The sequence below is a fragment of the Starkeya sp. ORNL1 genome, from assembly GCF_012971745.1.
Classification (GTDB): domain Bacteria; phylum Pseudomonadota; class Alphaproteobacteria; order Rhizobiales; family Xanthobacteraceae; genus Ancylobacter.
This window is the reverse complement of the sequence record NZ_CP048834.1, coordinates 3,713,715-3,739,612: the sequence shown is the minus strand read 5'-3', so window position 1 is coordinate 3,739,612 and position 25,898 is coordinate 3,713,715. Positions and strand designations below refer to the sequence as shown.

General features: G+C 67.4%; 29 protein-coding genes. 13 read left to right on the top strand and 16 right to left on the bottom strand.

Annotation, left to right across the window (positions count from 1 at the left end; genetic code table 11):
- The first annotated feature begins 235 nt into the window (after window positions 1-235).
- The 4 genes from G3545_RS17765 (at window position 236) to cysW (ending at window position 4,640) form a co-directional block, all read left to right on the top strand.
- A complete protein-coding gene (locus G3545_RS17765) occupies window positions 236-1,270 on the top strand; it encodes a glutamine synthetase beta-grasp domain-containing protein (RefSeq protein ID WP_170014599.1) in 1,035 nt (344 codons plus the stop codon).
- 413 nt (window positions 1,271-1,683) lie between these two features.
- The gene (gene cysP, locus G3545_RS17760) at window positions 1,684-2,712 is read left to right on the top strand and encodes a thiosulfate ABC transporter substrate-binding protein CysP (RefSeq protein WP_170014598.1); all 1,029 of its coding nucleotides are present in this window, start codon (window positions 1,684-1,686) and stop codon (window positions 2,710-2,712) included.
- A gap of 219 nt (window positions 2,713-2,931) precedes the next feature.
- Window positions 2,932-3,759 carry a sulfate ABC transporter permease subunit CysT gene (cysT, locus tag G3545_RS17755; RefSeq protein WP_170014597.1) on the top strand — a complete coding sequence of 276 codons (828 nt, stop codon included), beginning with the start codon at window positions 2,932-2,934 and terminating at the stop codon, window positions 3,757-3,759.
- Window positions 3,759-4,640, top strand: coding sequence for a sulfate ABC transporter permease subunit CysW (gene cysW, locus G3545_RS17750; RefSeq protein WP_170014596.1), 882 nt, complete (start codon window positions 3,759-3,761; stop codon window positions 4,638-4,640). The genes cysT and cysW overlap by 1 nt, the downstream gene beginning before the upstream one ends.
- A gap of 194 nt (window positions 4,641-4,834) precedes the next feature.
- On the opposite strand, the gene G3545_RS17745 is transcribed toward cysW, so the two are convergent.
- The 8 genes from G3545_RS17745 to G3545_RS17710 all read right to left on the bottom strand — a co-directional run bounded on the left by G3545_RS17745 (window position 4,835) and on the right by G3545_RS17710 (window position 11,832).
- Window positions 4,835-5,788 carry an ornithine cyclodeaminase family protein gene (locus tag G3545_RS17745; protein WP_170014595.1) on the bottom strand — a complete coding sequence of 318 codons (954 nt, stop codon included), beginning with the start codon at window positions 5,786-5,788 and terminating at the stop codon, window positions 4,835-4,837.
- Window positions 5,789-5,794: 6 nt separating this feature from the next.
- On the bottom strand, window positions 5,795-6,178 hold the full coding sequence (locus G3545_RS17740) for a LapA family protein (protein ID WP_170014594.1): 384 nt from the start codon (window positions 6,176-6,178) through the stop codon (window positions 5,795-5,797).
- A 48-nt stretch (window positions 6,179-6,226) separates the two neighbouring features.
- Window positions 6,227-6,520 carry an integration host factor subunit beta gene (gene ihfB, locus G3545_RS17735; RefSeq protein WP_170014593.1) on the bottom strand — a complete coding sequence of 98 codons (294 nt, stop codon included), beginning with the start codon at window positions 6,518-6,520 and terminating at the stop codon, window positions 6,227-6,229.
- A gap of 72 nt (window positions 6,521-6,592) precedes the next feature.
- Entirely contained in the window at window positions 6,593-7,582 is a 990-nt protein-coding gene (gene sppA / locus G3545_RS17730) for a signal peptide peptidase SppA (protein WP_170014592.1), read from the bottom strand.
- A 97-nt stretch (window positions 7,583-7,679) separates the two neighbouring features.
- Window positions 7,680-8,294, bottom strand: coding sequence for a DapH/DapD/GlmU-related protein (locus tag G3545_RS17725; protein WP_170014591.1), 615 nt, complete (start codon window positions 8,292-8,294; stop codon window positions 7,680-7,682).
- A 3-nt stretch (window positions 8,295-8,297) separates the two neighbouring features.
- A complete protein-coding gene (locus G3545_RS17720; RefSeq protein ID WP_170014590.1) occupies window positions 8,298-8,996 on the bottom strand; it encodes a DUF1045 domain-containing protein in 699 nt (232 codons plus the stop codon).
- Complete coding sequence (locus G3545_RS17715; protein WP_170014589.1) at window positions 8,996-10,144, bottom strand: alpha-D-ribose 1-methylphosphonate 5-triphosphate diphosphatase; 1,149 nt, start codon at window positions 10,142-10,144, stop codon at window positions 8,996-8,998. Before G3545_RS17715 ends, G3545_RS17720 begins: the two co-directional genes overlap by 1 nt.
- A gap of 92 nt (window positions 10,145-10,236) precedes the next feature.
- The gene (locus G3545_RS17710; protein WP_170014588.1) at window positions 10,237-11,832 is read right to left on the bottom strand and encodes a gamma-glutamyltransferase family protein; all 1,596 of its coding nucleotides are present in this window, start codon (window positions 11,830-11,832) and stop codon (window positions 10,237-10,239) included.
- 89 nt (window positions 11,833-11,921) lie between these two features.
- Here G3545_RS17710 and G3545_RS17705 point away from each other — a divergent pair, with 89 nt between their 5' ends.
- Entirely contained in the window at window positions 11,922-12,176 is a 255-nt protein-coding gene (locus tag G3545_RS17705; RefSeq protein ID WP_246702461.1) for a hypothetical protein, read from the top strand.
- Window positions 12,177-12,199: 23 nt separating this feature from the next.
- On the opposite strand, the gene G3545_RS29750 is transcribed toward G3545_RS17705, so the two are convergent.
- Together G3545_RS29750 and G3545_RS29745 are read right to left on the bottom strand one after the other, a co-directional pair.
- Window positions 12,200-12,376 (bottom strand): hypothetical protein, encoded by a 177-nt coding sequence (locus G3545_RS29750; RefSeq protein ID WP_246702460.1) that lies wholly within the window; start codon window positions 12,374-12,376, stop codon window positions 12,200-12,202.
- Entirely contained in the window at window positions 12,377-12,598 is a 222-nt protein-coding gene (locus G3545_RS29745) for a hypothetical protein (RefSeq protein ID WP_246702459.1), read from the bottom strand. It lies immediately after the preceding gene.
- A gap of 121 nt (window positions 12,599-12,719) precedes the next feature.
- Here G3545_RS29745 and G3545_RS17695 point away from each other — a divergent pair, with 121 nt between their 5' ends.
- From G3545_RS17695 to G3545_RS17685, 3 genes are all read left to right on the top strand, one after another.
- Entirely contained in the window at window positions 12,720-13,208 is a 489-nt protein-coding gene (locus tag G3545_RS17695) for a hypothetical protein (RefSeq protein ID WP_170014587.1), read from the top strand.
- Between the two features lie 530 nt (window positions 13,209-13,738).
- A complete protein-coding gene (locus G3545_RS17690; protein WP_170014586.1) occupies window positions 13,739-14,869 on the top strand; it encodes a type III PLP-dependent enzyme in 1,131 nt (376 codons plus the stop codon).
- Between the two features lie 186 nt (window positions 14,870-15,055).
- Window positions 15,056-15,643: an N-acetyltransferase gene (locus tag G3545_RS17685; protein WP_170014585.1), complete on the top strand. Its 588-nt coding sequence runs from the start codon at window positions 15,056-15,058 to the stop codon at window positions 15,641-15,643.
- 53 nt (window positions 15,644-15,696) lie between these two features.
- Here the strand turns inward: G3545_RS17685 and G3545_RS17680 are convergent, their stop codons facing one another.
- Window positions 15,697-16,140, bottom strand: coding sequence for an NUDIX hydrolase (locus tag G3545_RS17680; RefSeq protein ID WP_246702458.1), 444 nt, complete (start codon window positions 16,138-16,140; stop codon window positions 15,697-15,699).
- 102 nt (window positions 16,141-16,242) lie between these two features.
- On the opposite strand from G3545_RS17680, the gene G3545_RS17675 reads away from it, so the two are divergent.
- Window positions 16,243-16,533, top strand: coding sequence for a hypothetical protein (locus G3545_RS17675; protein WP_170014584.1), 291 nt, complete (start codon window positions 16,243-16,245; stop codon window positions 16,531-16,533).
- Between the two features lie 162 nt (window positions 16,534-16,695).
- Here the strand turns inward: G3545_RS17675 and dapE are convergent, their stop codons facing one another.
- The 5 genes from dapE to argB all read right to left on the bottom strand — a co-directional run bounded on the left by dapE (window position 16,696) and on the right by argB (window position 21,719).
- Window positions 16,696-17,865 (bottom strand): succinyl-diaminopimelate desuccinylase, encoded by a 1,170-nt coding sequence (gene dapE / locus G3545_RS17670; protein ID WP_170014583.1) that lies wholly within the window; start codon window positions 17,863-17,865, stop codon window positions 16,696-16,698.
- Between the two features lie 11 nt (window positions 17,866-17,876).
- Window positions 17,877-18,719 (bottom strand): 2,3,4,5-tetrahydropyridine-2,6-dicarboxylate N-succinyltransferase, encoded by an 843-nt coding sequence (gene dapD, locus G3545_RS17665; protein WP_170014582.1) that lies wholly within the window; start codon window positions 18,717-18,719, stop codon window positions 17,877-17,879.
- Window positions 18,720-18,772: 53 nt separating this feature from the next.
- Window positions 18,773-19,495 (bottom strand): pyrimidine 5'-nucleotidase, encoded by a 723-nt coding sequence (locus G3545_RS17660; protein WP_170014581.1) that lies wholly within the window; start codon window positions 19,493-19,495, stop codon window positions 18,773-18,775.
- Window positions 19,496-19,630: 135 nt separating this feature from the next.
- On the bottom strand, window positions 19,631-20,611 hold the full coding sequence (locus G3545_RS17655; RefSeq protein ID WP_170014580.1) for a DUF1036 domain-containing protein: 981 nt from the start codon (window positions 20,609-20,611) through the stop codon (window positions 19,631-19,633).
- A 196-nt stretch (window positions 20,612-20,807) separates the two neighbouring features.
- Complete coding sequence (gene argB, locus G3545_RS17650) at window positions 20,808-21,719, bottom strand: acetylglutamate kinase (RefSeq protein WP_170014579.1); 912 nt, start codon at window positions 21,717-21,719, stop codon at window positions 20,808-20,810.
- A gap of 209 nt (window positions 21,720-21,928) precedes the next feature.
- On the opposite strand from argB, the gene G3545_RS17645 reads away from it, so the two are divergent.
- The 4 genes from G3545_RS17645 to G3545_RS17630 all read left to right on the top strand — a co-directional run bounded on the left by G3545_RS17645 (window position 21,929) and on the right by G3545_RS17630 (window position 25,848).
- Complete coding sequence (locus tag G3545_RS17645) at window positions 21,929-23,374, top strand: MATE family efflux transporter (RefSeq protein WP_170014578.1); 1,446 nt, start codon at window positions 21,929-21,931, stop codon at window positions 23,372-23,374.
- Window positions 23,375-23,464: 90 nt separating this feature from the next.
- Window positions 23,465-24,550: a DUF937 domain-containing protein gene (locus tag G3545_RS29920; RefSeq protein WP_170014577.1), complete on the top strand. Its 1,086-nt coding sequence runs from the start codon at window positions 23,465-23,467 to the stop codon at window positions 24,548-24,550.
- A gap of 33 nt (window positions 24,551-24,583) precedes the next feature.
- A complete protein-coding gene (locus G3545_RS17635) occupies window positions 24,584-25,138 on the top strand; it encodes a sigma-70 family RNA polymerase sigma factor (RefSeq protein ID WP_170014576.1) in 555 nt (184 codons plus the stop codon).
- The gene (locus tag G3545_RS17630; RefSeq protein WP_170014575.1) at window positions 25,135-25,848 is read left to right on the top strand and encodes an anti-sigma factor; all 714 of its coding nucleotides are present in this window, start codon (window positions 25,135-25,137) and stop codon (window positions 25,846-25,848) included. Before G3545_RS17635 ends, G3545_RS17630 begins: the two co-directional genes overlap by 4 nt.
- Window positions 25,849-25,898 lie beyond the last annotated feature (50 nt).

Genomic DNA, 25,898 nt, shown 5'->3' with positions numbered 1-25,898 from the left:
GCATTCTTGCCCGTGACTAATCGTTGCTGTCGACGTCTGCTGCATTGCACACGCTCCATGGGCTTTCCGAACCGTCGCCTTGTTGCGCGCCCTTGTGGAATTCGGAACGCCGGGGCCGCACGCGGTTCAGCGGTGCCGATGGCACGGTAAATGCTTCCAAGGCTTCAGCCGGTGGCGGCCGGACACGCATCAGGTTTTTCCAGAGTTCGCGTCATCAGCTTATGAGAGACCCGCAATGACAAAGTACAAGCTTGAGTACATATGGCTGGACGGCTACACGCCCGTCCCCAATCTGCGTGGCAAGACGCAGATCAAGGAATTTGCCGAGTTCCCGACGCTCGATCAGCTGCCGCTCTGGGGCTTTGACGGCTCCTCGACCATGCAGGCCGAAGGCCGCAGCTCGGATTGCGTGCTGAAGCCCGTCGCCGTCTATCCGGATCCGGCCCGCACCAATGGCGCGCTGGTGATGTGCGAAGTCATGATGCCGGATGGCGTCACGCCGCATGCTTCCAACAAGCGCGCCACCATCCTCGATGACGAGGGCGCCTGGTTCGGCTTCGAGCAGGAATATTTCTTCTACAAGGACGGCCGCCCGCTCGGCTTCCCGACCGCCGGCTATCCCGCCCCGCAGGGCCCGTACTACACCGGCGTCGGCTACTCGAACGTCGGCGACGTCGCCCGCAAGATCGTCGAGGAGCATCTCGACCTTTGCCTCGCCGCCGGCATCAACCATGAAGGCATCAATGCCGAAGTGGCGAAGGGCCAGTGGGAATTCCAGATCTTCGGCAAGGGCTCCAAGAAGGCCGCCGACGAGGTGTGGATGGCGCGCTACCTGCTGCAGCGCCTGACCGAGAAGTACGGCATCGACATCGAGTATCACTGCAAGCCGCTCGGCGACACCGACTGGAACGGCTCCGGCATGCACGCCAATTTCTCGACCTCCTATATGCGCGAAGTCGGCGGCAAGGAGTATTTCGAGAAGCTGATGGCGGCGTTCGCGGAGAACCTCGACGACCACATCTCGGTCTATGGCCCGGACAACCATCTGCGCCTGACCGGCAAGCATGAAACGGCGCCGTGGAACAAGTTCAGCTACGGCGTCGCCGATCGCGGCGCCTCGATCCGCGTCCCGCACAGCTTCATCCGCAATGACTATAAGGGCTATCTCGAGGATCGCCGCCCGAACTCCCAGGGCGACCCCTACGCCATCGCCTCGCAGATCCTGAAGACCATCTCGACCGTGTCGGTCGCTGCCGCAGCGGCTGCGTGACAGGTGACAAGGACCCCGGCATCGGCTTGGCCGATGCCGGGGTTTTCTTTTGGGGCTGATACGCCCGCTGCGCCTGGCTTGAGCACCATTTGACGCTCGCCGCGCCTTCTTCTTCCGCCCCCAAACCACTCGTCATCCCGGCCGCAGCGAAGCGGAGAGCCGGGATCGCGTGAAGTCCCTGCATCACACCTTCCCGCGATCCCGGATCGGCCTGCGGCCGTCCGGGATGACGGCGTGGTGGAAGGGACCGTGGCGCCGCCCGAGCATTATCCGAAGCCGCCTGTGGCGGACCTCGGCGATGATGCACGCGCCGACTCCCCCTTCCGTCGCGACAATCTTCATGTTAGACAGCTCTAATTGTGAAATATCTTATTTCACACAATAATTCAGATGAATTGCCCCTGGAGATCACCATGCGCCTGTCGCGCCGCCACCTCCTTGCCGCCGCTGCCCTCACCCCCGTACTCGCTGCCGGCTTCACCCCTGGCATCGCCTTCGCGGCCGACCAGCCGGGCTCGATCCTCAACGCCTCGTACGACGTCGCCCGGGAAGTGTTCGAGGCCATCAACAAGAAGTTCGAGCCGGCCTACAAGGCCAAGAGCGGCAAGGACATCAAGGTGAACCAGAGCCACGCCGGCACCTCCAAGCAGGCACGCTCCATCGTCGAGGGGCTGGAGGCGGACGTCGTTACCTTCAACCAGATCACCGACATCACCTTCCTGGTCGACAAGGGTTATGTCGCCAAGGACTGGCAGACCCGGCTGCCGAATGCCGGCTCGCCCTGGTACTCCTTCCCGGCCTTTCTGGTGCGCAAGGGCAACCCCAAGGGCGTGAAGGACTGGGACGATCTGGTCCGTGACGACGTCAAGCTGGTCTTCCCCAATCCGAAGACCTCGGGCAATGCGCGCTACACCTATCTCGCCGCCTATGCCTTCGCGCTCGACAAGTTCAAGGGCGACGAGGCCAAGGCCGACGCCTTCGCCAAGAAGCTGCTGTCGAACGTCGTGGTGTTCGACACCGGCGGGCGCGGCTCGACCACCACCTTTGTCGAGCGTGAGCAGGGCGACGTGCTCATCACCTTCGAATCCGAGGTGCTGGGCGTGCGCGATGCCTATAAGGACAAGGACTTCGTGGTCGTGGTGCCGCCGGTGAGCCTGCTCGCCGAATTCCCCGCCGCGGTGGTCGACAAGGTGGTCGACAAGCGCGGCTCGCGTCAGGTCGCGACCGACTATCTGAACTGGCTCTATTCGCCGGAAGGCCAGACCATCGCCGCCGAGTTCAACAACCGCGTGGTCGACCAGAAGGTCGCCGACCAGTTCAAGGCGAAGTTCGCGCCGGTGAAGCTGGTGAAGGTCGAGGACGTGCTCGGCGGCTGGGACAAGGTGCAGAAGGTGCACTTCGCCTCCGGCGGCAAGCTCGAGACCCTGTTCGTCGCGCCGTGAACTCCGCGGACTAAATACCGTCGGAAGGTGACGCGCCGCCGCGTCGACGCTATAGGGGACGAGGTTTGCCGTCCTCACGCCGTCATGGCCGGGCTTGTCCCGGCCATCTCGATTCCGGGGAGAGCGATCGTTCGTCAGTAGCCGAGATCCCCGGGACAAGCCCGGGGATGACGGGTTGGTAGTTGCCCCGCCCGGGGCGCCCGTGCAGGAGCCCGTTCGTTGAGCCGCGTCATACCGGGCTTCCCGCTCTCCCTCGGCATCACACTGCTCTATCTCAGCCTGATCGTGCTGCTGCCGCTCGGCGCGCTGGTCTGGCAGGCGCTCGGCATCGGCTTCGAGCGCTACATCGCGATCATCACTGGCGCCCGCACGCTCTCCGCCTTCCAGATCACCTTCGGCACCGCCTTCGCCGCCACCGCCTTCAACGCGGTCTATGGCCTCGCTCTGGCCTGGGTGCTGGTGCGTTATGAATTCCCCGGCAAGCGCCTGCTCGACGCGTTGGTCGACGTGCCGTTCGCACTGCCGACCGCGGTGGCCGGCCTCTCGCTCTCCGCTTTGTTCGCCTCTAATGGCTGGTTCGGCGCGCCGCTGGCAGCGTGGGGCATCAAGGTCGCCTACACCCCGCTCGGCATCGCCTGCGCCATGGCCTTCACCAGCCTGCCTTTCGTGGTGCGCACGGTGCAGCCGGTGCTGGAGGATCTGGCCGCCGATGTCGAGGAGGCGGCGGCGACGCTCGGGGCCTCGGACCTGCGCATCTTCCTGAAGGTGATCTTCCCGGCGATCTTCCCGGCCTTCCTCACCGGCTGCGCGCTCGGCTTCGCCCGCTCGCTCGGCGAGTTCGGCGCCATCATCTTCATAGCCGGCAATCTGCCGCTGAAGACCGAGGTGCTCTCGCTGCTGACCTTCATCCGCATCGAGGAATATGACTACCCCGCAGCCGCCGCCATCGCCGCCACGCTGCTCGGCATCGCCTTCCTGCTGCTGATCGCGGTGAACCTGATCCAGGCCTGGCAGGAGCGTCACACCAGCGGGGCGGGAGAGGACTGATGGCGACCGAGCCGAAGCCGCAACCTCATTCCAAGCCGACCCGCCGTGTCGGCGATGGGCCGTTCGCCCGGATTGTGATCATGGGCGGGGTGTTTGTGCTCACCGCGCTGGTGCTGGTGGCGCCGCTCGCCGCGATTTTCGCCGAGGCGTTCCGCCATGGGCAGGCGGCTTATTTCGCCGCCTTCGCGGCGCCCGATACGCAGTACGCCATCCTGCTGTCGCTGTTCACGGCGTTGGTCGTGGTGCCGATCAATATCGGCTTCGGCATCGCCGCGGCCTGGGCGATCGCCAAGTTCCATTTCACCGGCCGCAATCTGCTGCTGGCGCTGGTCGAACTGCCCTTCTCGATCTCGCCGATCATTGCCGGTGTCGCCTATCTGTTCGTCTATGGCGCGCAGGGCCTGCTCGGGCCGTGGCTGGAAGCCTACGACATCAAGATCATGTTCGCGGTGCCCGCCATCGTGCTGGCGAGCCTGTTTGTCACTGCGCCGTTCGTCGCCCGCGAATTGATCCCGCTGATGATCGCGCAGGGCTCGGAGGAGGAGGAAGCCGCGGTAACGCTGGGTGCCGGCGGCTGGCGCATCCTGCGGCTGGTGACGCTGCCCAATGTCCGCTTCGCGCTTCTCTATGGCGCGGCGCTCTGCAATGCCCGGGTGATGGGCGAGTTCGGCGCCGTCTCGGTGGTCTCCGGCAACATACGCGGCCAGACCAACACCCTGCCGCTGCAGATCGAGTTGCTCTACCAGGACAACAACGCCGTCGCCGCCTTCGCGGTCGCGACGCTGCTGACGCTGGTGGCGCTGGTGACCCTCATCGCCAAGGCCATCATCGAGCGCATGGATGCGGCGCGGGCGAAGATTTCAGGCGGCGCGCGGCATTAATTCCCTCAACGTGCCGTCATCCCGGACGGCCGCAGGCCGATCCGGGATCGCGTGACGTTTGGAGGTCGACCAATACTTCCCTCTCCCCATTGGGGAGAGGTGGCCCGCGAAGCGGGTCGGTGAGGGGGAGCACGGTTGCGGAGCGTTGAAGACCCCTCACCCCAACCCTCTCCCCGACGGGGAGAGGGAGCGGCTCAGGCTGCTTCCAGTCTCTTCCAGACCAGCTCGGCCGCGGCGAGATCCTCGATCGCGGTGCCGACCGACTTGAACAGCGTGATCTCGTCCGGTGAGCCGCGCAGCGGCGCCTTGCCGGCGGCGAGCTCGAACAGGTCACCCTGCACATCTTCGGCGCGCAACAGCCCGTTGGCGATGGGGATGACGATGTCGCCACCTTCCTTCAGCGCGCCACCGCGGGTGTCGACAAAGATGCGCGACCGGCGGATCGCCTCGTCATCGGCCTCGCGCATGGTCGGGGTGAAGCCGCCCACTAGGTCGACATGCTGGCCGGGTTTCAGGAATCGGCCTTGCACCAGCGGCGCCGGCGACAGCGTCGCCGAGGTGACGATGTCGGCCCACCCGATCGCCTCCCCGCGATCGGACGTGGCGGACGCATCCAGCCCGTCGGCGCGCAGCTTGGCGGCCATCGCCTCGGCCCGCTCGATCGTGCGGTTCCACACCCGGATTTCCCGGATCGGGCGCACGCTGGCATGGGCGCGGGCCACATAGGGCGCCAGCGCCCCCGCACCGATGACGGCGAGCCTGGTCGAATCCGGCCGCGCGAGGTAGCGCGCGGCGAGCGCGGAGGCCGCCGCGGTCCGCCACAGTGTCAGCACGCGGGCATCGAGCACCGCGAGCGGCACGCCGGTGGCGCCGGAGTTCAGGATGTAAAGGCCATTGATGGTGTCGAGCCCGCGCGCCGCATTGCCGGGCGCGACGGTGACCAGCTTGGTCCCCTGGACATCCTGGTCGGTGCCCTCATTGGTCCAGGCCGGCATCAGCAGCAGCGTTGCGTCGCCGTCGGGCCGCGCCATGGTGTGATGATGGCGCACCGGCGTCACGATGGGGCGACGGAAGGCGGCTTCCAGCGCGTCGATCAGCGTCGGAAAGTCGAGCAGGCCGGCGATCTCGGCCCCGGAGACGAAGCGCATCGCCGGCTATGCCGCCGAGCGCCGGTCGGTCAGCGACGGCATATTGGCATTGTTTGCCGCCGGCAGGCCGGGACGCGTCGGTGCGGAGGCTGCGACGATGGCACGCAGTTCGCTGGCCTGCGCATTGGCGCGGCGCGCCTCGCGGCCGGCCTCGCGCGCGGCGCGCCGGAAGCGGCCCTGCTTCACCCACACCGCCGTGCCGCCGAGCAGCACGCCGAGGATCAGCGAGGCAAAGATGAGGACGAACAGCGGCACATGGACCGAAAGTGCGGCATCGCGCGCGAACGGATCGAGCACGAGGGAAACGTCGTGCCGGTTGGCCACGGCAAGGGCGATGAGGCCGAGCGAGACCGGGAGCACGATGAGGACCAGCAAGATCCGACGAAGCACGCTTAACTCCTGCAATTCCGACTCACGCGAGCCGCTTTCCAGACCAGGCTATTCGAGGTCCTCGCCATCATTGAGGCGCTCGCGCATTTCCTTGCCGGTCTTGAAATAGGGTACCGCCTTGCCGTCGACCGCGACATGGGCACCGGTACGCGGATTGCGGCCGGTGCGCGCCGGGCGCGCCTTCACCGAGAAAGCGCCGAAGCCACGCAGTTCGACACGGTCGCCCCGCGCCAGCGCCGCGACGATCTCGTCGAGGATAGCGTTGACGATATTCTCGACGTCGCGCTGGTAGAGATGCGGATTCGCTTCCGCGATCCGCTGGACCAGTTCAGACTTGATCATCGACGCCCCGCCCCCCTTGACGATCGGCTCGTCGTACAAAAAAACATCATATATTCGAGGCTTTTGACCTAACTAACCACCGGGGCGAGGGTGCCAGAGGGCCAGTAGACCGTCAAGGCGGGCCTGCCCCATCATGCTACCTGCGGTGTCGATGACGAGGCGAGAAAGCGTCTCAAAACCCATGGCCGTGAGCACCGAGGCCGCGGCACCACGCAACCAGCCGATTTCGTCGCCCGCCCGGCGGGTGCGCCAGTCCCGTATGGGAAGGTCCTCGGAGACGTCCTTGTTCTTGGCGAGCCAGGCGCGCGCCGTGCGCTCGTCGCCGATCTCGTCGATGAGCTTCATCGGCAGTGCCTGATGGGCGGTGAAGACGCGCCCGTCCGATGCGCTCGCCAGCGCGTCGCCGGAGATGTCGCGCCGCGTCGCCACCAGGCCCTTGAACCAGTCATAGCTGTCGACCACCAGCGCCTCGATCGCGGCGCGGGCTTCCGGGCTGGTCGGCGTGAAGCCGTTCGGCGCCGCCTTGAGCGGGCTCGACTTGATCTCCTCGACGCTGACGCCGACGGTCTTCAAGAGGTCGGTGAAGTTCGGATACTGGAACAGCACGCCGATCGAGCCGACCAGAGCGTTGCGCGGCGCGACGATATGCTCGGTCCCCAGCGCGGCGATATAGGCGCCGGAGGCGGCGAGCCCCTCGACCACGGCGACCACCGGCTTCTTCTCGTTGAGCCGGCGCAGTCCGTCATAGAGCGCCTCCGAGCCGGTGACGGTGCCGCCGGGGCTGTCGATGGTAACGATCACCGCCCGCGCGCCCGACTTGCCGATCTCGTCGAGCAGATCGAGCCGCTCGCGTTCGTTGCGGATCAGTCCGCCAATAGTGATGCGGGCGACATGGGCCGAAGATTTCGGCAGGAAATCATCGCCCGCCCACCACACGCCGAGGCCGGCAACGCCGCCGACCAGCACGAGGGCGGCAAGGCCCCGCCAGAAGGCGAGCTTGCGTCTCAGGCGCCGGCGATCGACAAGCTGGTCGATCTCGATCGGGCTGTTCGCGGGCGCCATGGCGGCCTCCATTGCAGATATACCGGGGGCAGTTAAGCCGGGCTTTGTGGCGGCGCAAGTGCGCACAAAGACGCCCAAGGGTCCTTTGGAGGGTGGCTCAGCCGTTGTGCTTGTCGAGGAAGGCCTCGATCGACAGCGTGCGGAAGTCCTCCAGCGCGGCGCGCAGGCGGGCATGATCCCAGTCCCACCAGCCGAGCGCCATCAACCGCTCGGCGATGGCATTGGGGAAGCGCTGGCGCACCGGCTTGCCCGGCACGCCGGCGATGATGGTGTAGGGCGGAACGTCCTTGGTCACCACGGCGCCGGCGGCGATCACCGCGCCGTCCCCGATGCGCCGGCCCGGCAGCACGATGGCGCCATGGCCGATCCACACATCGTGGCCGATGACGACGTCGTGCGCGCGGCGCCAGGCGAAGAAGCTTTCCTCGTCCTCGGCATCGTCGAAATAGGCCGAGGCGCGATAGGTGAAATGCGCCTGGCTGGCGCGCTCCATCGGATGATTGCCGGGATTGATCCGCGTCATCGCGGCGATGGAGGTGAACTTGCCGATGCGGGTGTACGCGATGTCGGAATCGTTCACCACGTAGGAATAGTCACCCAGCTCGACCTCGAGCAGCTGGGTGCGGGCGCCGACCTCGGTGTAGCGGCCGAGGCGGCAGCGCCTCACGTCCGCGGTCGGCTCGATGAAGGGCTCGACCCCGAGCTTTCCCATGCTTCACGCTCCGAACGGATAGCGGGCGATGAGGCGGAACGGGCCCTCATCCTGCCGGTAGAGCGCGATCTCCGAGACGATGAGCGAGCCGTCGGCGCCGCTCAGCGCGAAATGCTCGCGCAGCTCGGCCTCGGCGAGGCCGCGCATCTCCTCGTCGAGCGCGCCGGTCAGCGTCATGTGGAAACGGAAATCCTCGAGCACGTAGGGGTAGCCCCAGCGCACCAGATTGTCGCGCTGGCGTTCGCTGAGCGGGGCGCGCAGCCGGCGCTCGATCTCGGTCTCGCTCAACGGAGCGCGGAAATCGTCAAAGGCGGAGACGCAGCCCGCCGCCAGCCGGTCGAGTGCCGTGCAGGGCTGCACGGTCTTGAGCGCCAGGAAGCGGCCGATCGCGGTTACCGCCATGCCGGCGCAGGCGAAGCGGGCGCGCTCTTGCGCAAAGCGCGCGCAGGCGGCGTCGAGTTCCTTGACGGTGCGGCCGGGCACTAGACGGAATGGCGCCTTCAGCGTGCCGTGGAAGCCGTATTTGCGCGGCTCGGCGGTGATGCTCCGCCAGGTCTCGGCATCGAAGCGGCGGAGCGCGGGCGGCGATGACGCTTCGCCGGTCTCGACGTCGAGGCCGAGCACGGAGCAGCCGAAGCGCCACAGCGCGCTCGCCGCCGGCGGCGCGAAATAGACCGCATAGCGCGGCTCGCTGGCACTCATCAGGAGACGCGCCGCCCGCTCAGCGTGACCTCGCGCACCACGGCGGTGCCGTCGAGGTCGTGGAAGCGCACCAGGTCGGCGCGCAGGCCCGGCTCCAGCCGGCCGCGATCGGCAAGGCCGGCGAGTGCGGCGGGATGCGCGGTGACCAGCGCCAGCGCCGCGGGAAGGGTAAGGCCGGGCGAGGTGACGCCGGAACCGCGGGTCAGGGCCAGTGCCGCCTGCAAAAGGCTAGCCGGCACATAATCGGAGGCGAGGGTGTCGAGCAGGCCTTCGCCGGCCAGCTCGCGCATCGAGACGCCGCCGGAATGCGAGCCGCCGCGCACCACGTTCGGAGCGCCGCCCACCGTGGCGAGACCAGCGTGTTTGGCGGCACGCGCGGCCTCGACCGTGGTTGGGAATTCCGAGATGGTGCAGCCGGCGGTCACCGCCTCGGTGACGTGCTCGGGCGTGGTGTCGTCATGGCTCGCCAGCACGATGTGGGAATCGGCGAACAGCGCGACCATGCGGTCGAAATTGCCGGCCACCGCGGCGCGGCCGCGCTCGATGCGGTCCTGCACCTCGCGGTCGAGATCGGCGCCGCCCTTGCCGATGCCGGAGAGATAGATCTTGAGGTGCTCGACATTGCGCCATTGCCGGGCGCCGGGCGTGTGGTCCATCAGTGAGGCGATGCCGAGCGTGGCGCGGCTGAACGCGGTATCGACCAGTTCGGATAGCGCCGGGTCGGTCAATTCGCAGCGAAGATGGATGCGGTGGTCGACGCGGAACAGCGGCCGGCCCTGCTCCACGGCGTCGAGCATCACCTCATAGAGGGCGCGGCGATCGGCCTTGGACTGGTCGAAGCCGCCGGCGCAGATGGCGTCGAACACCGTGGTGATACCGGAGGCGGCGACCTGCGCGTCATGGGCCAGCGCGGCGGCGCGGGCATCCGGCCAGATCACCTTGGGCCGCGGCACGAAATGGCCTTCGAGAGCATCGGTATGCAGGTCGACCAGGCCGGGCGCCAGGTAGGCGCCCTCGCAATCCACCGCCTGGGCGAGATGCGAGCGGCCTTCGTCCACGGCGCGGATGATCCCGCCATCATGGACCAGCGTGCCCTCGACGACGGTGTCGGAGAGCACCAGTCGGGCATTGGTGAGGATGGTTTCCATCGGCGCGGCGTCTCGCATGTTCGTGTGACCGTTCGATGAAAAGCCCGGCCGCAGCTTTGCCATAGCCGAGCCATGGTTGGGCTGTGGCAAGGCTAGAGCCCGGCTGCGCCGCCATCGGCACGCGGGTCATGCGCGCCTTCTACACCGCCCCGCGGATGGATCACCACCGCCCCGGCATGGCCCATGGTATCGGAGAACGGCTCGTTCAAAACTTCGACATCGTGGCCGACGCGGGCGAGATCGTCGACCAGCGCCGAATCGAAGCGCGGTTCGAGCCGCAGGCTGACCACGTCCGAGCCCCAGGTCCGGCCAAGCACCCAGCGCGGCCGCTCGATCGCCTCGCCGAGCGGCACGCCGAACCTGGCATAGCGGGTGAGGACAGCGGCATTGGTCTGCGGCTGGCCCTCGCCGCCCATGCAGCCGAAGGCGACGACGCGCCCGTCCTTCAGCTCCGCCATGCAGGGATTGAGGGTATGGAACGGCCGCCGGCCGGGCTCCAGCGGATTGGCCGCAGCCGGGTCCAGCGAGAAGCTGGAGCCGCGATTCTGCATCAGGATGCCGGTCGAGGGCAGCACCACACCCGAGCCGAACTCCCAGAAGATCGACTGGATATAGGAGACGGCGAGCCCGCTCTTGTCCGCCGCGCCCAGCCAGATGGTGTCGCCGCGCCTGGCCGGCTGCGGCCATGGCAGCGCGCGACGCATGTCGATGCGCGAGGCCTCGCGCTCCAGCGCCTCGGGAGCGAGGAAGGCCATCGGGTCGTGCTTCAGCCGGTCATGGTCGGTGACCACCTTGTCGCGCACCAGGAAGGCGCGCTTGATCGCCTCGATCAGGCCATGGATGTGGCCGAAGCTCTCGGCGTGGTTGACGCCGAGCTTGTCGAAAATGCCGAGGATCATCAGCGTCGCCAGCCCCTGGGTCGGCGGCGGCGAGGACCACACCCGCATGTCCGAGAGCTTCACCACCAGCGGCTCGCGCTTCACCGCGCGATAGGCTTCGAGATCGGCGCGGGTGACCGGGCTGTCGAGGCGCTCGAGATCGGCGGCGATCTCGCGGCCGACATCGCCGCGGTAATAATCGTCCAGCCCGGCACGGGCCAGCTGTTCCAGCGTCTCGGCGAGGCGCGGGAAACGCTGGATGGTGCCGGCCTCAGGCGCCTTGCCGTCATTCAGGAAGGTCTCGGCGAAACCTGGCACGTCCTTCAATTCCGCGAGCTTGTCGGTCGTCAGTTGCTGCTGCGAGCGCGACACCGGCGCACCGTTGCGGGCGTGATGGATCGCCGGCTCCAGCATGCGGCTCGCCGGCAGGCGGCCGCCGAAGGCCTTCGCGGCCTCCATGGCGAGCGCCCATCCCGCCACTTGCCCGGGCACGGTGAGCGCGGCGAGCGGCCCGCGTGTCGGAATGGTATCGTAGCCGGCATCAAGATAGCGCTGGCGGGTCGCCCTGGCACCCGCATAGCCGCAGGCTTCGATGTAATGCACCCGGCCTGAGGGCTCGCGGATCAGCCAGAAGCCGTCGCCGCCCATATGCGTCATGTGCGGATAGACGACGGGGATGGTCATCGCCGCGGCGAGCGCCGCCTCTATGGCGTTGCCGCCTTCCTCCAACACCGCGCGGCCAGCTTCGACGGCGAGGGCATGCGGGGCCGCCACGACGCCGGTTCCGGCGCGAAAACTCTCTTGAGCCAAGGCGGCATTCCTCAAGGTAAGACAGGCCGGCTTGACCCGCAGGGCGCGGCATAGCAGTTTGCGCGCCACGATTTAAGCCGAGACAGAGAATGATGAGCAGTCCCGTCACCCGCACCAGGCGCATCCGCTGGGACCATGTCACCACGGTCGTCAGCGCCGCGATCCTGTTGGGCGCCGAACTGATCGGCGCTGGCCTTGCTGCCGGATGGGCGCTTGCCGCCCTGTTCGAGGCGAGTTGGGAATGGGAGCTCGCCTTCGAAGGCGTGTTCGCCGCGCTCGCCGTCTATGGCATCTACCGCTTCGTGGTGCGCGCCAAGCAGGTCGAGCCCTTCACCGAAGCCTGAGCTGCGTCGCGGCATCCGCGACATCAGCATTTGTGAAAATAGCGATAGGTGTCCGGCGCGCGCATCCAGATGAAGTCGTGCGTCAGCCCGCCATGCTGCGCGATCCACGCCTTGATGTCCGGCGCGTAGCCTTGCTCCAGCGTCGCGGTGGCTTGGGGCTTGTTGGCGAGGTGGAAGCCGAAACTGGCTTGCGGCGTCACTCAGATCTTCTGCCGCGCAATGTGCCCGAGCAACACCGTGCAGGCCGACTGGCACGGCCCGATGATGCGCACATCCACGCCGCGCGTGGCATAAGCCGCCCAGCGCGCATCATAGGCCATGACGCTGCCGCCATGATTGTCGCTGACGTCGATGGTCTCGGCCCACGCCGGGATGGCGGCGAGGGCGAGAAGCGAAGCGAGAAGGATTGTGATCTTGCGCATTGTGTGTCCCCCCAATGGGGCGCGCATTGAAATCCCGCCGCTTGGTAGCGTCCACACACATGGCGGATAGCTGCCTCAGCGGCAGCGCATCGGCTGCAGGGCTAAAATTTGAGAACGGCGCATGACAACCAGCGAGGTCAATCGGCTTACCGCACTGATTGAGGCAGCTTTCGCTCATCGGAAAATGCCGCCATGGGTCTTGTATCACCTGATGCCCTGGCACGACGGCGACGATGATGAGGCGTTGGCATTCACCGGAACGACGTGGCGCGAGGTGACCGTTGAGCATTGGAGAGAGCGTACGGTGGCTCCGTACTTTTTCAACGGCCAGGCGTTCTGCTATTATCTACCAAGTTTGCTTACACTGAGCCTGCAGGAGCCATATCCATATCTTTTGGCATTCGGGAGCGTTCTCTTTTTGCTTCAGCGGTCTGATCCGAACCTGTGGGACGATTATTTCCTAGGGAATATCGGGCAGTTGACCCACGCGGAGATCGCGGCGTTCCAGGCGCTTCTGGTCCACCTGTCGGGCTGCGGACTCGAGGTTCAGGCTGATCTCGACCGTGCGTTCACCACTCTCGAATTGCTCAAAAGACGAGCCAAATCCTGAGCCGGGGCGTGTTTCGCCGGTCACGAAATCCGGCGGTATGCAAAATTCCCCGAAACCTTCTTGCATATGAAGGTGATTAGTCCTACATCACGCCTTGCCCAATATTCGCACGTGCCTGTGGTCGCGTGCCGATCGGCGGAAGTCCGGACAAGAGGCCGGAAAGTCGCCAGAGAAGATCGGTAGCCGGAGGCGAAACCGGCGCACCTCGCTCTCAGCGGGGAACGTGACTTGAAGCAACGACGTAGCGGGCTTTTTTGGTCTCTGCCGACCCTCCAAAGGTCGTCGAAACTGAAGAGGCACTACTTCTTGCCGGGCGTGCGGAAAGGGTAACTCCCAATCCAAGCGAAGGCGACGATCGAACGAGAGCGCTCTCCACACGCGCTCACGAACGTATCGCTGCCACGGCTCCTATCAGCCAGTCGCAAGACTGGCAGGGCGGATGCGAACTCTCGCCACGAACGCGGCCCTATGGCGTCGCGGGCGGGTGATTGCATCCATGGGTCGAAGCTTCGGGTCTGTGGGAGAACGCCATGACCGACCGTATTCGCGAATTCCTTCGCAACCGACGTGAGGATGGTCCTTGCGTCGTCGTCGATCTGGACGTTGTCCGTTCCAATTATTCCGCGCTGGCGCATGCGCTGCCGGACACCCGCGTGTTCTATGCCGTGAAGGCGAACCCGGCGCCGGAAGTTCTGTCGCTGCTTGCCGAGCTCGGCTCGTGCTTCGACTGCGCGTCGGTCGCCGAGATCGAGATGGCGATGGCCGCCGGCGCGAGCCCGGACCGCATCTCCTTCGGCAACACCATCAAGAAGGAGCGCGACATCGAGCGCGCCTTCCGGCTGGGCGTTCGCCTGTTCTCCGTCGACTGCAAGGCTGAGGTCGAGAAGATCGCCCGCGTCGCTCATGGCGCCAAGATCTTCTGCCGCATCCTGTGCGACGGCGCCGGCGCCGAGTGGCCGCTGTCCCGCAAGTTCGGCTGCGTGCCCGAAATGGCCGCGGACGTGCTGGAGCATGGCCATCGCCTGGGCCTGCATGCCTATGGCATCTCGTTCCATGTCGGTTCGCAGCAGAAGAATGTCGAAGCGTGGGATTCGGCGCTCGCCTCCGCCTCGGCGATCTTCCGCGAGTGCGCCGAGCGCGGCATCCAGCTCTCGCTCGTCAATCTCGGCGGCGGCTTCCCGGCTCGCTACCTGCAGGACGTGCCGGCGGCCGAAGCCTATGGCGAGGCGATCTTCCGCGCGCTCAGCCGGCACTTCGGCAACGCGATCCCGGACACCATCATCGAGCCGGGCCGCGGCATGGTTGGCGCGGCGGGCGTGATCGAGGCCGAGGTCGTGCTGATCTCGAAGAAGTCCGAGGATGACCCGGTGCGCTGGGTCTATCTCGACATCGGCAAGTTCGGCGGCCTCGCCGAGACCATGGAAGAGGCGATCCGTTACCCGATCCGCACCCCGCGGGACGGCGACGACGTGGAGCCCTGCGTGCTCGCCGGCCCGACCTGCGACAGCGCCGACGTCATGTACGAGAAGACCCCGGTAATGCTGCCGGTGTCCCTCGCCATCGGCGACAAGTTGCTGATCGAGGCCACCGGCGCCTACACCACCACCTATTCGGCGGTGGCGTTCAACGGCTTCGACCCGCTCCGATCCTATGTGATCTGAGCGGCGGACGGCTCCCTCCCCTCCCTCATGGCCGGGAATTGACCCGGCCGACTGGCGCGCCACGGCGCGATCCGGCCCCTCGGGACGACACCCGGGGATGAGGGAGAAGGGCGGGGACCAGTGGCCGCATGGACTTCCACAATTCCCTTTCCTCTTTTTCCCGCACTGCGGGTTTTTGAGGCCGCCATGGACTTCGCTCGCACCACCCCCGCCATCACCCTCGAGACCAGCGCCGACGTCGCCCAGCGCGAGACGCTGCTCGACCTCGCCTTCGGCCGCGCCGCGCGCTTCGCCAAGACCTCGGAGCGTCTGCGCGAAGGTCGTTTGCCGGCTGATGGCTTGTCCCTTGCCGCGCACGGCCCCGATGGCCGTCTGGTCGGCACGGTGCGGCTGTGGCACGTGACGGCCGGCCCGGCGCGTCCGGCGCTGCTGCTCGGCCCGCTGGCGGTGCACCCGTGGTTCCGCGACCGCGGCCTCGGCAAGGCGTTCATGACGACCGCGATCAACGAGGCCGCGCGCCTCGGCCATGGCGCCATCATGCTGGTTGGCGACGCGCCCTATTATGAGCGCTTCGGCTTCTCCACCGGGCTCACCGAAGGCCTGTGGATGCCCGGCGCCTTCGAGCGCAGCCGCTTCCTCGGGCTGGAGCTGAAGCCTGGTGCGCTTGCCGGCGCCCGCGGCCTCGTCAGCCCGACCGGCGGCGAGATCGCCGCGCCGAGCCTCCCGGAGTTGATCGCCCGCGAGGCCGCGTCGGAGTTCCGCCGCTCGGCGTGACCCCACCCGGCGGTTGCCGTCACAATCGTGCATGCTCTGATCGCGAAAGCTCTTCAGCTTTCGCGGGACATGCGTGCGGCGGCCGCCACCATGCCGGCGAGGCCCTCGGTCATGGGTTCCTGCGTGAGCGTGTCGGGATCGAACCATCCCACCGCCTGCGCTTCCGGACCGATTGCGGCCTCGCCGGCGCGCCATTCTGCCGCGTGGCAGACCACGACGAAATGCGTGGTCAGGTTGCCGTCGGCGTCGCGATGGATGATGTCCAGCGCGCCGGCGACGCCGATGATCGCGCATGCGACGCCGACCTCCTCCATCACCTCGCGGGCCGCAGCGTCGGCGAGCGCCTCCCCCGGTTCGACCCGCCCGCCGGGCAGGGTCCACAGCCCGCGGCCGAGCTTGGCGCCGCGCTGCGCCAGCAGCACCTTGCCGTCGCGAAACACGGCGGCGCTGACGGCGAGAACCGGACGAATGGTGGGACGGATTGGGGAGGTCGGCATTCGAGGTCGCTCCGGTGAATCGGCGCTTCAATCTAGTCGGTAGCGCCGCCCGCGTGATGCCGCAATCGAGGCTAGGCTGCCTTCATTGAGCTGGAGGATGGCATGGCGTCGATACGGAACGGATTCGCGGGCGCGGGCGCTGTCGCGGCGATCGCGGCCATCGCGCTTTCCCCGGCGTTTGCCGCCGGCCCGCAGCCGGTGCCGCGCAACCAGGCACCGCCGCTGCGCCCGGCTCCCGGCCCGTGCCACAGCTACGGCGCGGGCTATGTGCGGATCGAAGGCTCGGACACCTGCATCAAGACCGGCGCCTCGGTAACGACCGATGCGTACAGCGCCGGCAGCTCGTCAAGCGTGTCCGGCAGCGCCATCGCCCCGGCGCTGCGGTCGAAGTGAAACACCCTTCGCGTCTACACATGTCGTCATCCCGGCCGCAGCCCACGGGTCTTGCCTTTGGCAAGCCCGAGGACAGGCTCCGCGGAGAGCTGGGATCGCTGCCCGATGTTTGCGCGATCCAGGATACGGCCTGACGGCCGTTCCGGGATGACGTCTGGGGGATTAACGCCCGAACGTCGCGAAATAGCGGTCCAGTATGCCGCGATAGACGCGGGTGACGGCGCGCAGCTCCTCGACCGGCACCGCCTCGTCGGTCTGGTGCATGCTGCTACCGACCAGGCCGAACTCGATCACCGGGCAATAATCCTTGATGAAGCGCGCGTCCGAGGTGCCGCCGGTGGTGGAGAGCTCGGGCTTGCGCCCGGTCGCGGCCTCGATCGCGGCGGTCACCAGATCGACGAACTCGCCCGGCGCGGTCAGGAAGCTGTCGCTGGAGCGCTCGACGAAATCGACCGACCAATGCACCTCATTGCCGGCCGCGGTGCGCAGCCGGCGCTCGATCTCCGCCCTTAGCGTGGCCGGCATCCACAGCGCGTTGAAGCGGACATTGAAGCGCGCGATGGCCTCCGCCGGGATGACGTTGTAGGCCGGATTGCCGACATCCACAGTCACCACTTCCAGGTTCGAGGCCTGGAAATGTGCGGTGCCTGCATCGAGCGGGTCGGCCATCAGCGCACTCAGCAGCCGCACCATGCCGCGGATCGGGTTCTCCGCGAGGTGGGGATAGCCGACATGGCCCTGCTTGCCGTGCACGGTGAGCGTGCCGGACAGCGAGCCGCGCCGACCGATCTTCACCATGTCGCCGAGCGCCGCGCGGCTTGAGGGCTCGCCGAGCACGCAATGGTCGATGCGCTCGTCGCGGTCGGCGAGCCAGCGCAGCAGCTTCTCGGTACCGTTGATCGCCGGTCCTTCCTCGTCACCGGTGATGAGGAAGGAGATCGAGCCCGGCAATTCTTCGCCCTGCTCGGCGGCGAAATAGAGCGCCGCCGCGGCCATGGCAGCCACGCCGCCCTTCATGTCGACCGCACCACGACCATGCAGCCGGCCGTCCTGGAGCGCGCCCTCGAAGGGCGGGAAGCGCCAGCGCGTCTCATCACCCGGCGGCACCACGTCGGTATGGCCGGCGAAGCAGAAATTCGGCCCCTTGGTGCCGAACCGGGCATAGAGGTTCTCGACATCCGGCGTGTCGGGCGAGGTGAGCTTCACCCGATGCACCGAGAACCCGGCATTGCCCAGCAGGTCCGCCAGATAGGTCAGCGCGCCGCCTTCTTCCGGAGTGACCGAAGGGCAGCGGATCAAGGCACGGGCGATGTCGACGGGATCGGCCGCCATGGCGGACCTCCTCAGTCCCTCAGGAGATCGTTGATCGAGGTCTTGGAACGGGTCTGTTCGTCGACGCGCTTCACGATCACCGCGCAATAAAGCGAGGGACCGGGGGTGCCGTCGGGCAGCGGCTTGCCGGGCAACGAACCGGGCACCACCACCGAATAGGCCGGCACCTCGCCGATGAAGACTTCGCCGGTGGCGCGATCGACGATCTTGGTGGTGGCGGAAATGAACACGCCCATGGAGAGCACCGCGCCGCGGCGCACGATCACGCCTTCGACCACTTCCGAGCGGGCGCCGACGAAGCAATCATCTTCGATGATCACCGGACCGGCCTGCAGCGGCTCCAGTACGCCGCCAATGCCGACGCCGCCGGACAGGTGCACATGCTTGCCGATCTGCGCGCAGCTGCCGACGGTGGCCCAGGTGTCGACCATGGTGCCCTCGCCGACATGGGCGCCGAGATTTACGAAGGACGGCATCAGCACCACGTTCGGCGCGATATAGGCCGAGCGGCGCACAATGGAGCCCGGCACGGCGCGGAAGCCGGCGGCACGAAACTCGCTCTCCCCCCAACCGGCAAACTTCGACGGCACCTTGTCCCACCAGTCGGCGCCACCAGGACCACCGGGAATCGCGCCCATGTCATTGAGGCGGAAGGAGAGCAGCACCGCCTTCTTGAGCCACTGATTGACGGTCCAGTTGCCGTCGCCATCCGGCTCGGCGACACGGACTTCGCCGGAATCGAGCAGGCGCAGCGCCTCGTTCACCGCATGGCGCACCGCGCCGCCGGTCTCGAAATTGATCTCGGCGCGCTTCTCGAACGCATCCTCGATGGTGGCCTGCAACTCGCTCGACATGGACGGCTTCTCCCGATTTCGGGACGGACTTGTCCGGAAGCAAAGGCTTTCTGTCAATCGCCGAGATCGGCGGAAACGCGCACCAGGAAGGCGGTCAGGTCATCGGTGACATGGTCGATATGGTGGGCGTCGCGGCCCTCATGCTCCCACGCCTCGCGGTCGGCTGGGCTGACGCCGAGGCCCGGCGGCACCACCAGCACAGTGCGCATGCCGAGATGCGCGGGCACTTCGAGGTTGCGGGCGAGGTCCTCGAACATGGCGGCGCGGCCGGCGTCGACGCCATGGGCCTTGAGGAAGCGCCGATAGGCCTCCTCGTGCGGCTTGGGATGGAATTCGGCCGCGACGATGTCGTGCACGTCGGCGAAATGCTCGGAAATGCCGAGCTTGGCCAGCACCGCATCGGCATGGGCGCGCGAACCGTTGGTGTAGACCAGCTTGCGGCCCGGCAGCGTGCCGATGGCGGCGCCGAGCGCGGGCGCCGGCTCCAGTTCGCTGAGGTCGATGGCATGGGCTTCGGCGAGGAAATCGTCCGGGTCCATGCCGTGCTCGATCATCAGCCCGCGCAACGAGGTGCCGTAGCGCCGGTAATAATCCTTCTGCAGCGCGAAGGCCTCGTCGAGCGAGAGTTTCAGGTAGCGGGAGATATAGGCGCGCATCCGCACATCGATCTGCCGCCACAGATCGAGGCCGGGCGGATAGAGCGTATTGTCGAGATCGAACACCCAGGTCTCGATATGGGCGAAGCCGGGCGGGGAGGCGGGGGCTGATGAGGACATGCGGCTCTTCTAGGCTTTCCAGCTCGGGCCGTCATCCCGGAACGGCCGTCAGGTCGTATCCGGGATCGCGAAAACGTTCTTCACCTTCGTGCGATCCCGGCTCTTCGGCCGGGATGACGCTACGTGGAGGCGGGGTCAAGGAGTGAACCGCACGGTCGCCCCGCCCGCCTTCGACAGCGCCACCGGGGCGAAGCCGGTCTCATCGAAGCCGCGCGCCTTGCAGTCGGCATGGTCGCGGATCTCGAAGCGATTGGCGCGGGTGCACAGCATCTTGTCCCCGGCCCAGACCAGCGGCGTGCCATCCGGCTTCTTGACCGGCGCGCCGTGGCCGTCGACCGCGGCGCCATGACTGAACAGCTTGCCGGGACGGTCCTCGTCCTGATCGGGGCGCAGGCAGCGACCGGGATCGATCCGCCACCAGCCGCTGGCGACGATGCCGGCCTTCTCCTCGCGGGCAATCGCGGCCATCACCGCGTATGGCGTGTCGTTACACCAGGTCAGGCCGGTGCCTTCGCCGGCGCGCAGCGCGTCGAGCATGCGGGTGGTCAGCCCGCTCTCGGCCGCCTGCGGGCCGAGCTTGCGATCGTCGAGGAACGCGGCGAGCGCGGCTTCGGTCTTGGCCCCGGTGGTGCCGTCGATCGGGCCGGGATCATAGCCGAGCAGATCGAGCAGCCGCTGCACCGCGGCGAGGCGGGCCTGCTCGTCGCTGTATTCGGCTTTCTCGGCGAGGTGCAGGGCAAGCTCGTCGCCGTCGCCGCTCGGCTTCACCTCGGTGAAGGGCAGGCTGGTCTGACCCTCGCCGGTGCACGCCTCCGCCTGCGTGACGAGAAAGTCGCCGGTGCCGGTGCAGAGCGGCACGCCATCGGTCCCGGTCATGGCGACCGAGCCATAGAGCGGCAATGCGCGGGCATGGAGATAGAGATGGTCGGCCGAAACCTCGCCGCGCAGCACGGTCCGGCAGGAACCGGGCTCGATCTGGAACCAGCCGCGCGTCGCCTTCACCCCGCTCTGCTCGATGCCGAGCGCGGCCTCCGCGACGTAGGAGGTGTGGTTGCAGATGGCGAGGTCGGCGGAGGCGGGGGAGGCGACCGCAACGAAGGCAAAAGTGGCGAGCATCACTGCCGTCAAGCGGCGCCAAAAGCCCTCTCCCTGAGGGAGAGGGTTGGGTGAGGGGTTCGGGCTTACACGTTGAACGTGGTCCCCCTCACCCCACCCCTCTCCCGTCAAAGTCGGATGTATCCGACTTTGACCTCTTGGAGTGCTGAACTCGGCAACAGCCGAGTTCAGTCGGGGAGAGGGGGCAAGGTCAGGCTCAACGCCGGATGAGGGTGCCGGCGCCATGGTCGGTGAGCAGCTCCAGCAGCACCGCGTGCGGCACCTTGCCGTCGAGGATGACGACGCCTTCGACACCCTGCTCCAGCGCATAGATGCAGGTCTCGAGCTTCGGGATCATGCCGCCCGAGACGGTGCCGTCGGCGATCAGCCGGCGCGCCTCGGTGATGGTCAGCTCGGGGATGAGCTGCTTGTTCTTGTCGAGTACGCCCGGCACGTCGGTGAGCAGCAGCAGGCGCTTTGCCCCGAGCGCGCCGGCAATGGCGCCGGCAAAGGTATCGGCGTTCACATTGAAGGTGCCGCCTCCCTCGCCGGTGGCGACCGGGGCCAGCACCGGGATCAGCTCGCGGCCGAGGATCTGGTCAAGCACCGTGGTGTCGACCTTGGACGGCTCGCCGACGAAGCCGAGATCGACCACCCGCTCGATATTGGAGTCCGGGTCGATCACCGATCGCGTCGCCTTGGTGGCGACCACCATGTTGCCGTCCTTGCCGGACAGGCCCAGCGCCTTGCCGCCGGCCTCATTGATGAAGCCGACCAGCGCCTTGTTGATGGAGCCGGCCAGCACCATCTCGACGATCTCGACGGTGGCCTTGTCGGTGACGCGCAGGCCGGCAGCGAATTCGGACTTGATGCCGAGCTTTTCCAGCATCTTGCCGATCTGCGGGCCGCCGCCATGGACCACCACCGGGTTCACGCCGGACTGCTCGAGCAGCACGATGTCCTTGGCGAAATCGCGCGCCACATGCTCGTCGCCCATGGCGTGGCCGCCATATTTCACCACGACGATGGTGTCGTCATAACGCTGCATGTGCGGCAGCGCCTGCACCAGCACGCGCGCCTGGGCGTGGACGTCGGTGATCTCGGCTTCAGATCTCGGCGATTCGGTCATGTAGCGATCCGTTGGCGGGCCGACGAAACCGCCGGGCAGGGCCCTTCTAGAGCATGATGCCGAAAAGTGGGAAGCGGTTTTCGGACGACATCATGCTCCAGCTTTATTGACGAGATCACGCTTGTAAGCGTGATCTTGCCGATTTGCATGACCCTTCTCAATCGCCGCTTCTATCCGGCGTCGCGCGATCCGTGGCATAAGCCCGGGCCATGAGCGTGACCCCGCAGTCCGGCGCGACCCCGCACCTCGCCGCCCGCTTCGTCGAAGGCTCGATGATGCGCCACGTCGCCGTGATGGCGGCCACCGGCTCCATCGGGCTGATCGCGGTCTTCGTCGTCGACCTGCTGAACCTGTTCTACATCTCGCTGCTCGGCGAGGCGGAACTGGCGGCCGCCATCGGCTATGCCGGCACGCTGATGTTCTTCACCACCGCTGTCGGCATCGGCGTGATGATCGCCGGCTCCGCCGTGGTCTCGCGTGCCATCGGCGCCGGGCGGCAGGAGGATGGGCGGCGGCTCTCCACCTCCGCCATCATCTATATGGTGCTCGCCACCGCTGCGATGTCGGTGCTCGCCATCGCCGTGCTCGGTCCGCTGCTGCGGCTGCTCGGCGCCAGCGGGCGCACGCTGGAGATCGCGCATGATTTCCTGCTGGTGGTGCTGCCCTCGACGCCGCTGCTCGGCATCGGCATGGCGGCATCCGGCGTGCTGCGCGCCATTGGCGATGCCCGCCGCTCGATGTGGGTGACGCTCGGCGGCGGGCTTGTTACCGCGGTGCTCGATCCGCTGCTGATCCTCGGGCTGGGCATGGGTGTCGAGGGTGCCGCCATCGTCTCGGTGGTTTCGCGCTGCGTCATGGCGGCCTACGGGCTCTATGCGGTGGTGCGCATCCATGACCTCGCCGCCCGCCCGAGCTTGAAGGCATTCCTCGGTGACATCCGCCCGCTTTCCGCCATCGCGGTGCCGGCGATCCTGACCAATGTCGCCACCCCGGTCGGCAACGCCTACATCACCTTCGCGCTGGCGACCCATGGCGATACCGCGGTCGCCGCCTGGGCGGTGATCGGCCGGGTGATCCCGGTCGCCTTCGGGCCGCTGTTCGCGCTGACCGGCGCCATCGGGCCGATCATCGGCCAGAATGTCGGCGCCGGCCGCTTCGAGCGGGTGCGCATGGCGCTGATGGACAGCCTGAAGCTCACGCTCATCTATGTCGGCACCATGTGGGCAGTGCTGGCGCTCGCTCGCCACCTCATCGCGCAGTCCTTTGGCCTGTCGGGCGAAGGCGTCGACCTCGTCGCCTTCTTCTGTCTGTTCGCGGCGGGCAGCTTCATCTTCCTGGGTGCGTTGTTCGTGGCCAATGCGGCGTTCAACAATCTCGGCGCGCCGCTGCTCTCCACCGTGTTCAACTGGGGCCGCGCTACGCTCGGCACCATCCCCTTCGTCTGGCTCGGCGGGCGGATGGCCGGGGCAGAGGGCGTGCTGGCCGGGCAGGCGCTCGGGGCGGTCGCCTTCGGCGTACTGGCGCTCATCTTCGCCTTCCGGCTGGTCGGGCGGCTGGCCAGCGGCTATCGCCCGCCGCCCTGCGAGCCGGTGGTGGCCGGCACCGAACTTCCCGCGCTTTCCCGCGCGGAAGACGCCACTGCCATCGAGCCGTAACAGGATTCGTGACCAATCAAGGCGTTCGGCGTAATGTTCGCGCAGCCGGACGCAGATCCGCCGGGAATGGCCCATCAGGCGAGGAACGCCATGAACTATCTCCAGGACATTCTGGCCCAGGCCCAGCAGGGCCAGGCGATCGACAATCTTGCCCGCAGCTACGGCATCTCATCCGAACAGGCGCAGCAGGCGGTAGAGGCCGTGCTGCCGGCCTTTGCCGTTGGCCTGCAACGCAGCACGCAGACGCCGCAGAACTTTGCCGAGCTGCTCGGCACGATGTCGCGCAATCCCTATGGGCAGGCGTTCAGCGATCCCTCCGCCGGCTTCGGCGAGGATACCCGCGTGCAGGGCAATGACGCGCTCGCCGCCATGTTCGGCTCGCCGGATGTCAGCCGCGCCGTGGCGGTGCAGGCTTCCGCGGCGAGCGGCATCAGCTCGGCGCTGCTGAAGCAGATGCTGCCCGCCATCGCCGCTCTGGTGCTTGGCGGCCTGATGAAAGGCGGCTCCGGCGGAACCGCAAACGCCGGGGCTGGCGGCGGCGGCCTTGGTGGCGGGCTCGGTGACCTGCTCGGCGGCATCCTGGGCGGCGGTGCTGCCGGTGCCGGCACACAGGCCCCGCAGCAGCGTCCGTCCGGCTCGGGCAATCCGCTGGAAGATCTGCTCGGCGGCATTCTCGGCGGCGGCGCCGGTAATGCAGGTGGCGGCACGCAGGCGCCGCAGCAGCGTCCGTCCGGCTCGGGCAATCCGCTCGAAGACCTGCTCGGTGGCATTCTTGGCGGTGGTGCCGGTGGCGGTGCGGGCAGTGGAACGCAGATGCCGCAGCAGCGGCCGTCCGGTTCGGGCAATCCGCTCGACGATCTGCTTGGCGGTATTCTCGGCGGCGGTGCCCCGCAGCAGCGCGGCGCCGGTCCCGACCAGGATGCCGGCCCCGATCCGTTCGGCAGGGGCCAGGCGCCGTCTCCCGGTCAGGCCCGCCCGGGCGCCGGCAATGATCCGCTGGGCGACCTGCTCGGCGGCATATTGGGCGGCATGTTCGGTGGCGGCGGTCCCGGTGGTGGTGCCGGTGGCCCGGCTCAAGGCGGCGGCAGCGCCGGCGGCGGCACCGCGCAGGATCCGCGCCTGCAGCAGTTCCAGGACATATTCGACCAGTTCACCGACAAGAATCCGCGGCGCTAGGTCCAACACCCTCGGGCTTGCAATGGTCGCCGCGTGAACGACATCTCCCGCGAGCATCTGGCGTCGCGATTGCGAGCGGTCGCGGCGCGGGATCAGGCGGCCTTGCGCGAGGTGTATGAACTTACCTCGGCGAAGCTTTTCGGCGTGTGCCTGCGTATCTTGGCCACGCGCGAGGAGGCCGAGGACGTGTTGCAGGAAGTCTATGTGAACGTGTGGAACCGGGCGGCGAGCTTCGATCCCGCCCGCTCCAGCCCGATCACCTGGCTCGCCGCGATCGCCCGCAACAAGGCGATCGACCGCCTGCGCGCGCTTGGCCCCCGTGCCGCCGATCGGCCGCTTCCGGAAGATGACAGCATCGCCGACGGGGCGATGGATGCGTTGTCCCGGCTCGAGGATAGCGAGCAGCACCAGCGCCTGCGCGCCTGCCTCGACGACCTGGAGCCGCGCACCAGGAGCGCCATCGTCGAGGCCTTCTATGGCGGCGAGACCTATGATGCACTGGCGCAGCGCGGCAATGTGCCGTTGAGCACCATGAAGACCTGGATACGCCGCGGCCTGATCGCACTTCGGGGGTGTCTGGACCGATGAGCGATCTTCCCCCGCGCCCCCCGCCTGACGACGGCAACGAGGACATGCTCGCCGCCGAGTATGCGCTCGGCGTGCTCGATACCGATGCGCGCCGGCGCGCCGAACAGTTGCTGCGCGAGCATCCCGGCTTCGCCCGTGCGGTTGCGGTTTGGCAGGAACGTCTCGGGCCGCTCGCGGACACCATCGAGCCGGTGCCGCCACCGAGCCATGTCTGGTCGCGCATCGCGGCGCAGACCCGCCGGAACCGTGCCGTTCGCGCCACGCGACAGGAGGCCGGCAGCGATTTCTGGCGCTGGCTGAGCTATGGCTCGTTGGCGCTGGCCGCCGCCAGCCTCGCCGCGGCGATCTTCTTCGCCTATCCGCGCGGGCCGACGCCAGTTCAGGTCGCCGCCTTGTCGTCGCAGGACGGCCGCTCGCACTTCACCGCGGTCATCGATGTCGCGGGTAGCGAAGCGACACTGGTGCCGCAATCGGCGTGGACCGCGCCCGGCCGTGTTCCCGAGCTCTGGCTGGTGCCGGCGAGCGGCGCCCCGGTCTCCATCGGCGTGTTCGATCCCGCGCAGACGCGCCGGATCGCGGTGCCGCGCTCGGTCATCGACGCTATTCGCGCAGATAGCACGCTCGCAATCTCGGTCGAGCCGCCCGGCGGCTCGCCGACCGGCCAGCCGACCGGGCCGGTCATTGCCGCCGGCAAGGTCCAGATTCTCTAGTTCTGGGAAAAATCGGCGGCCCTGCGTCTTTCGCCGAAACCCTCCGTATC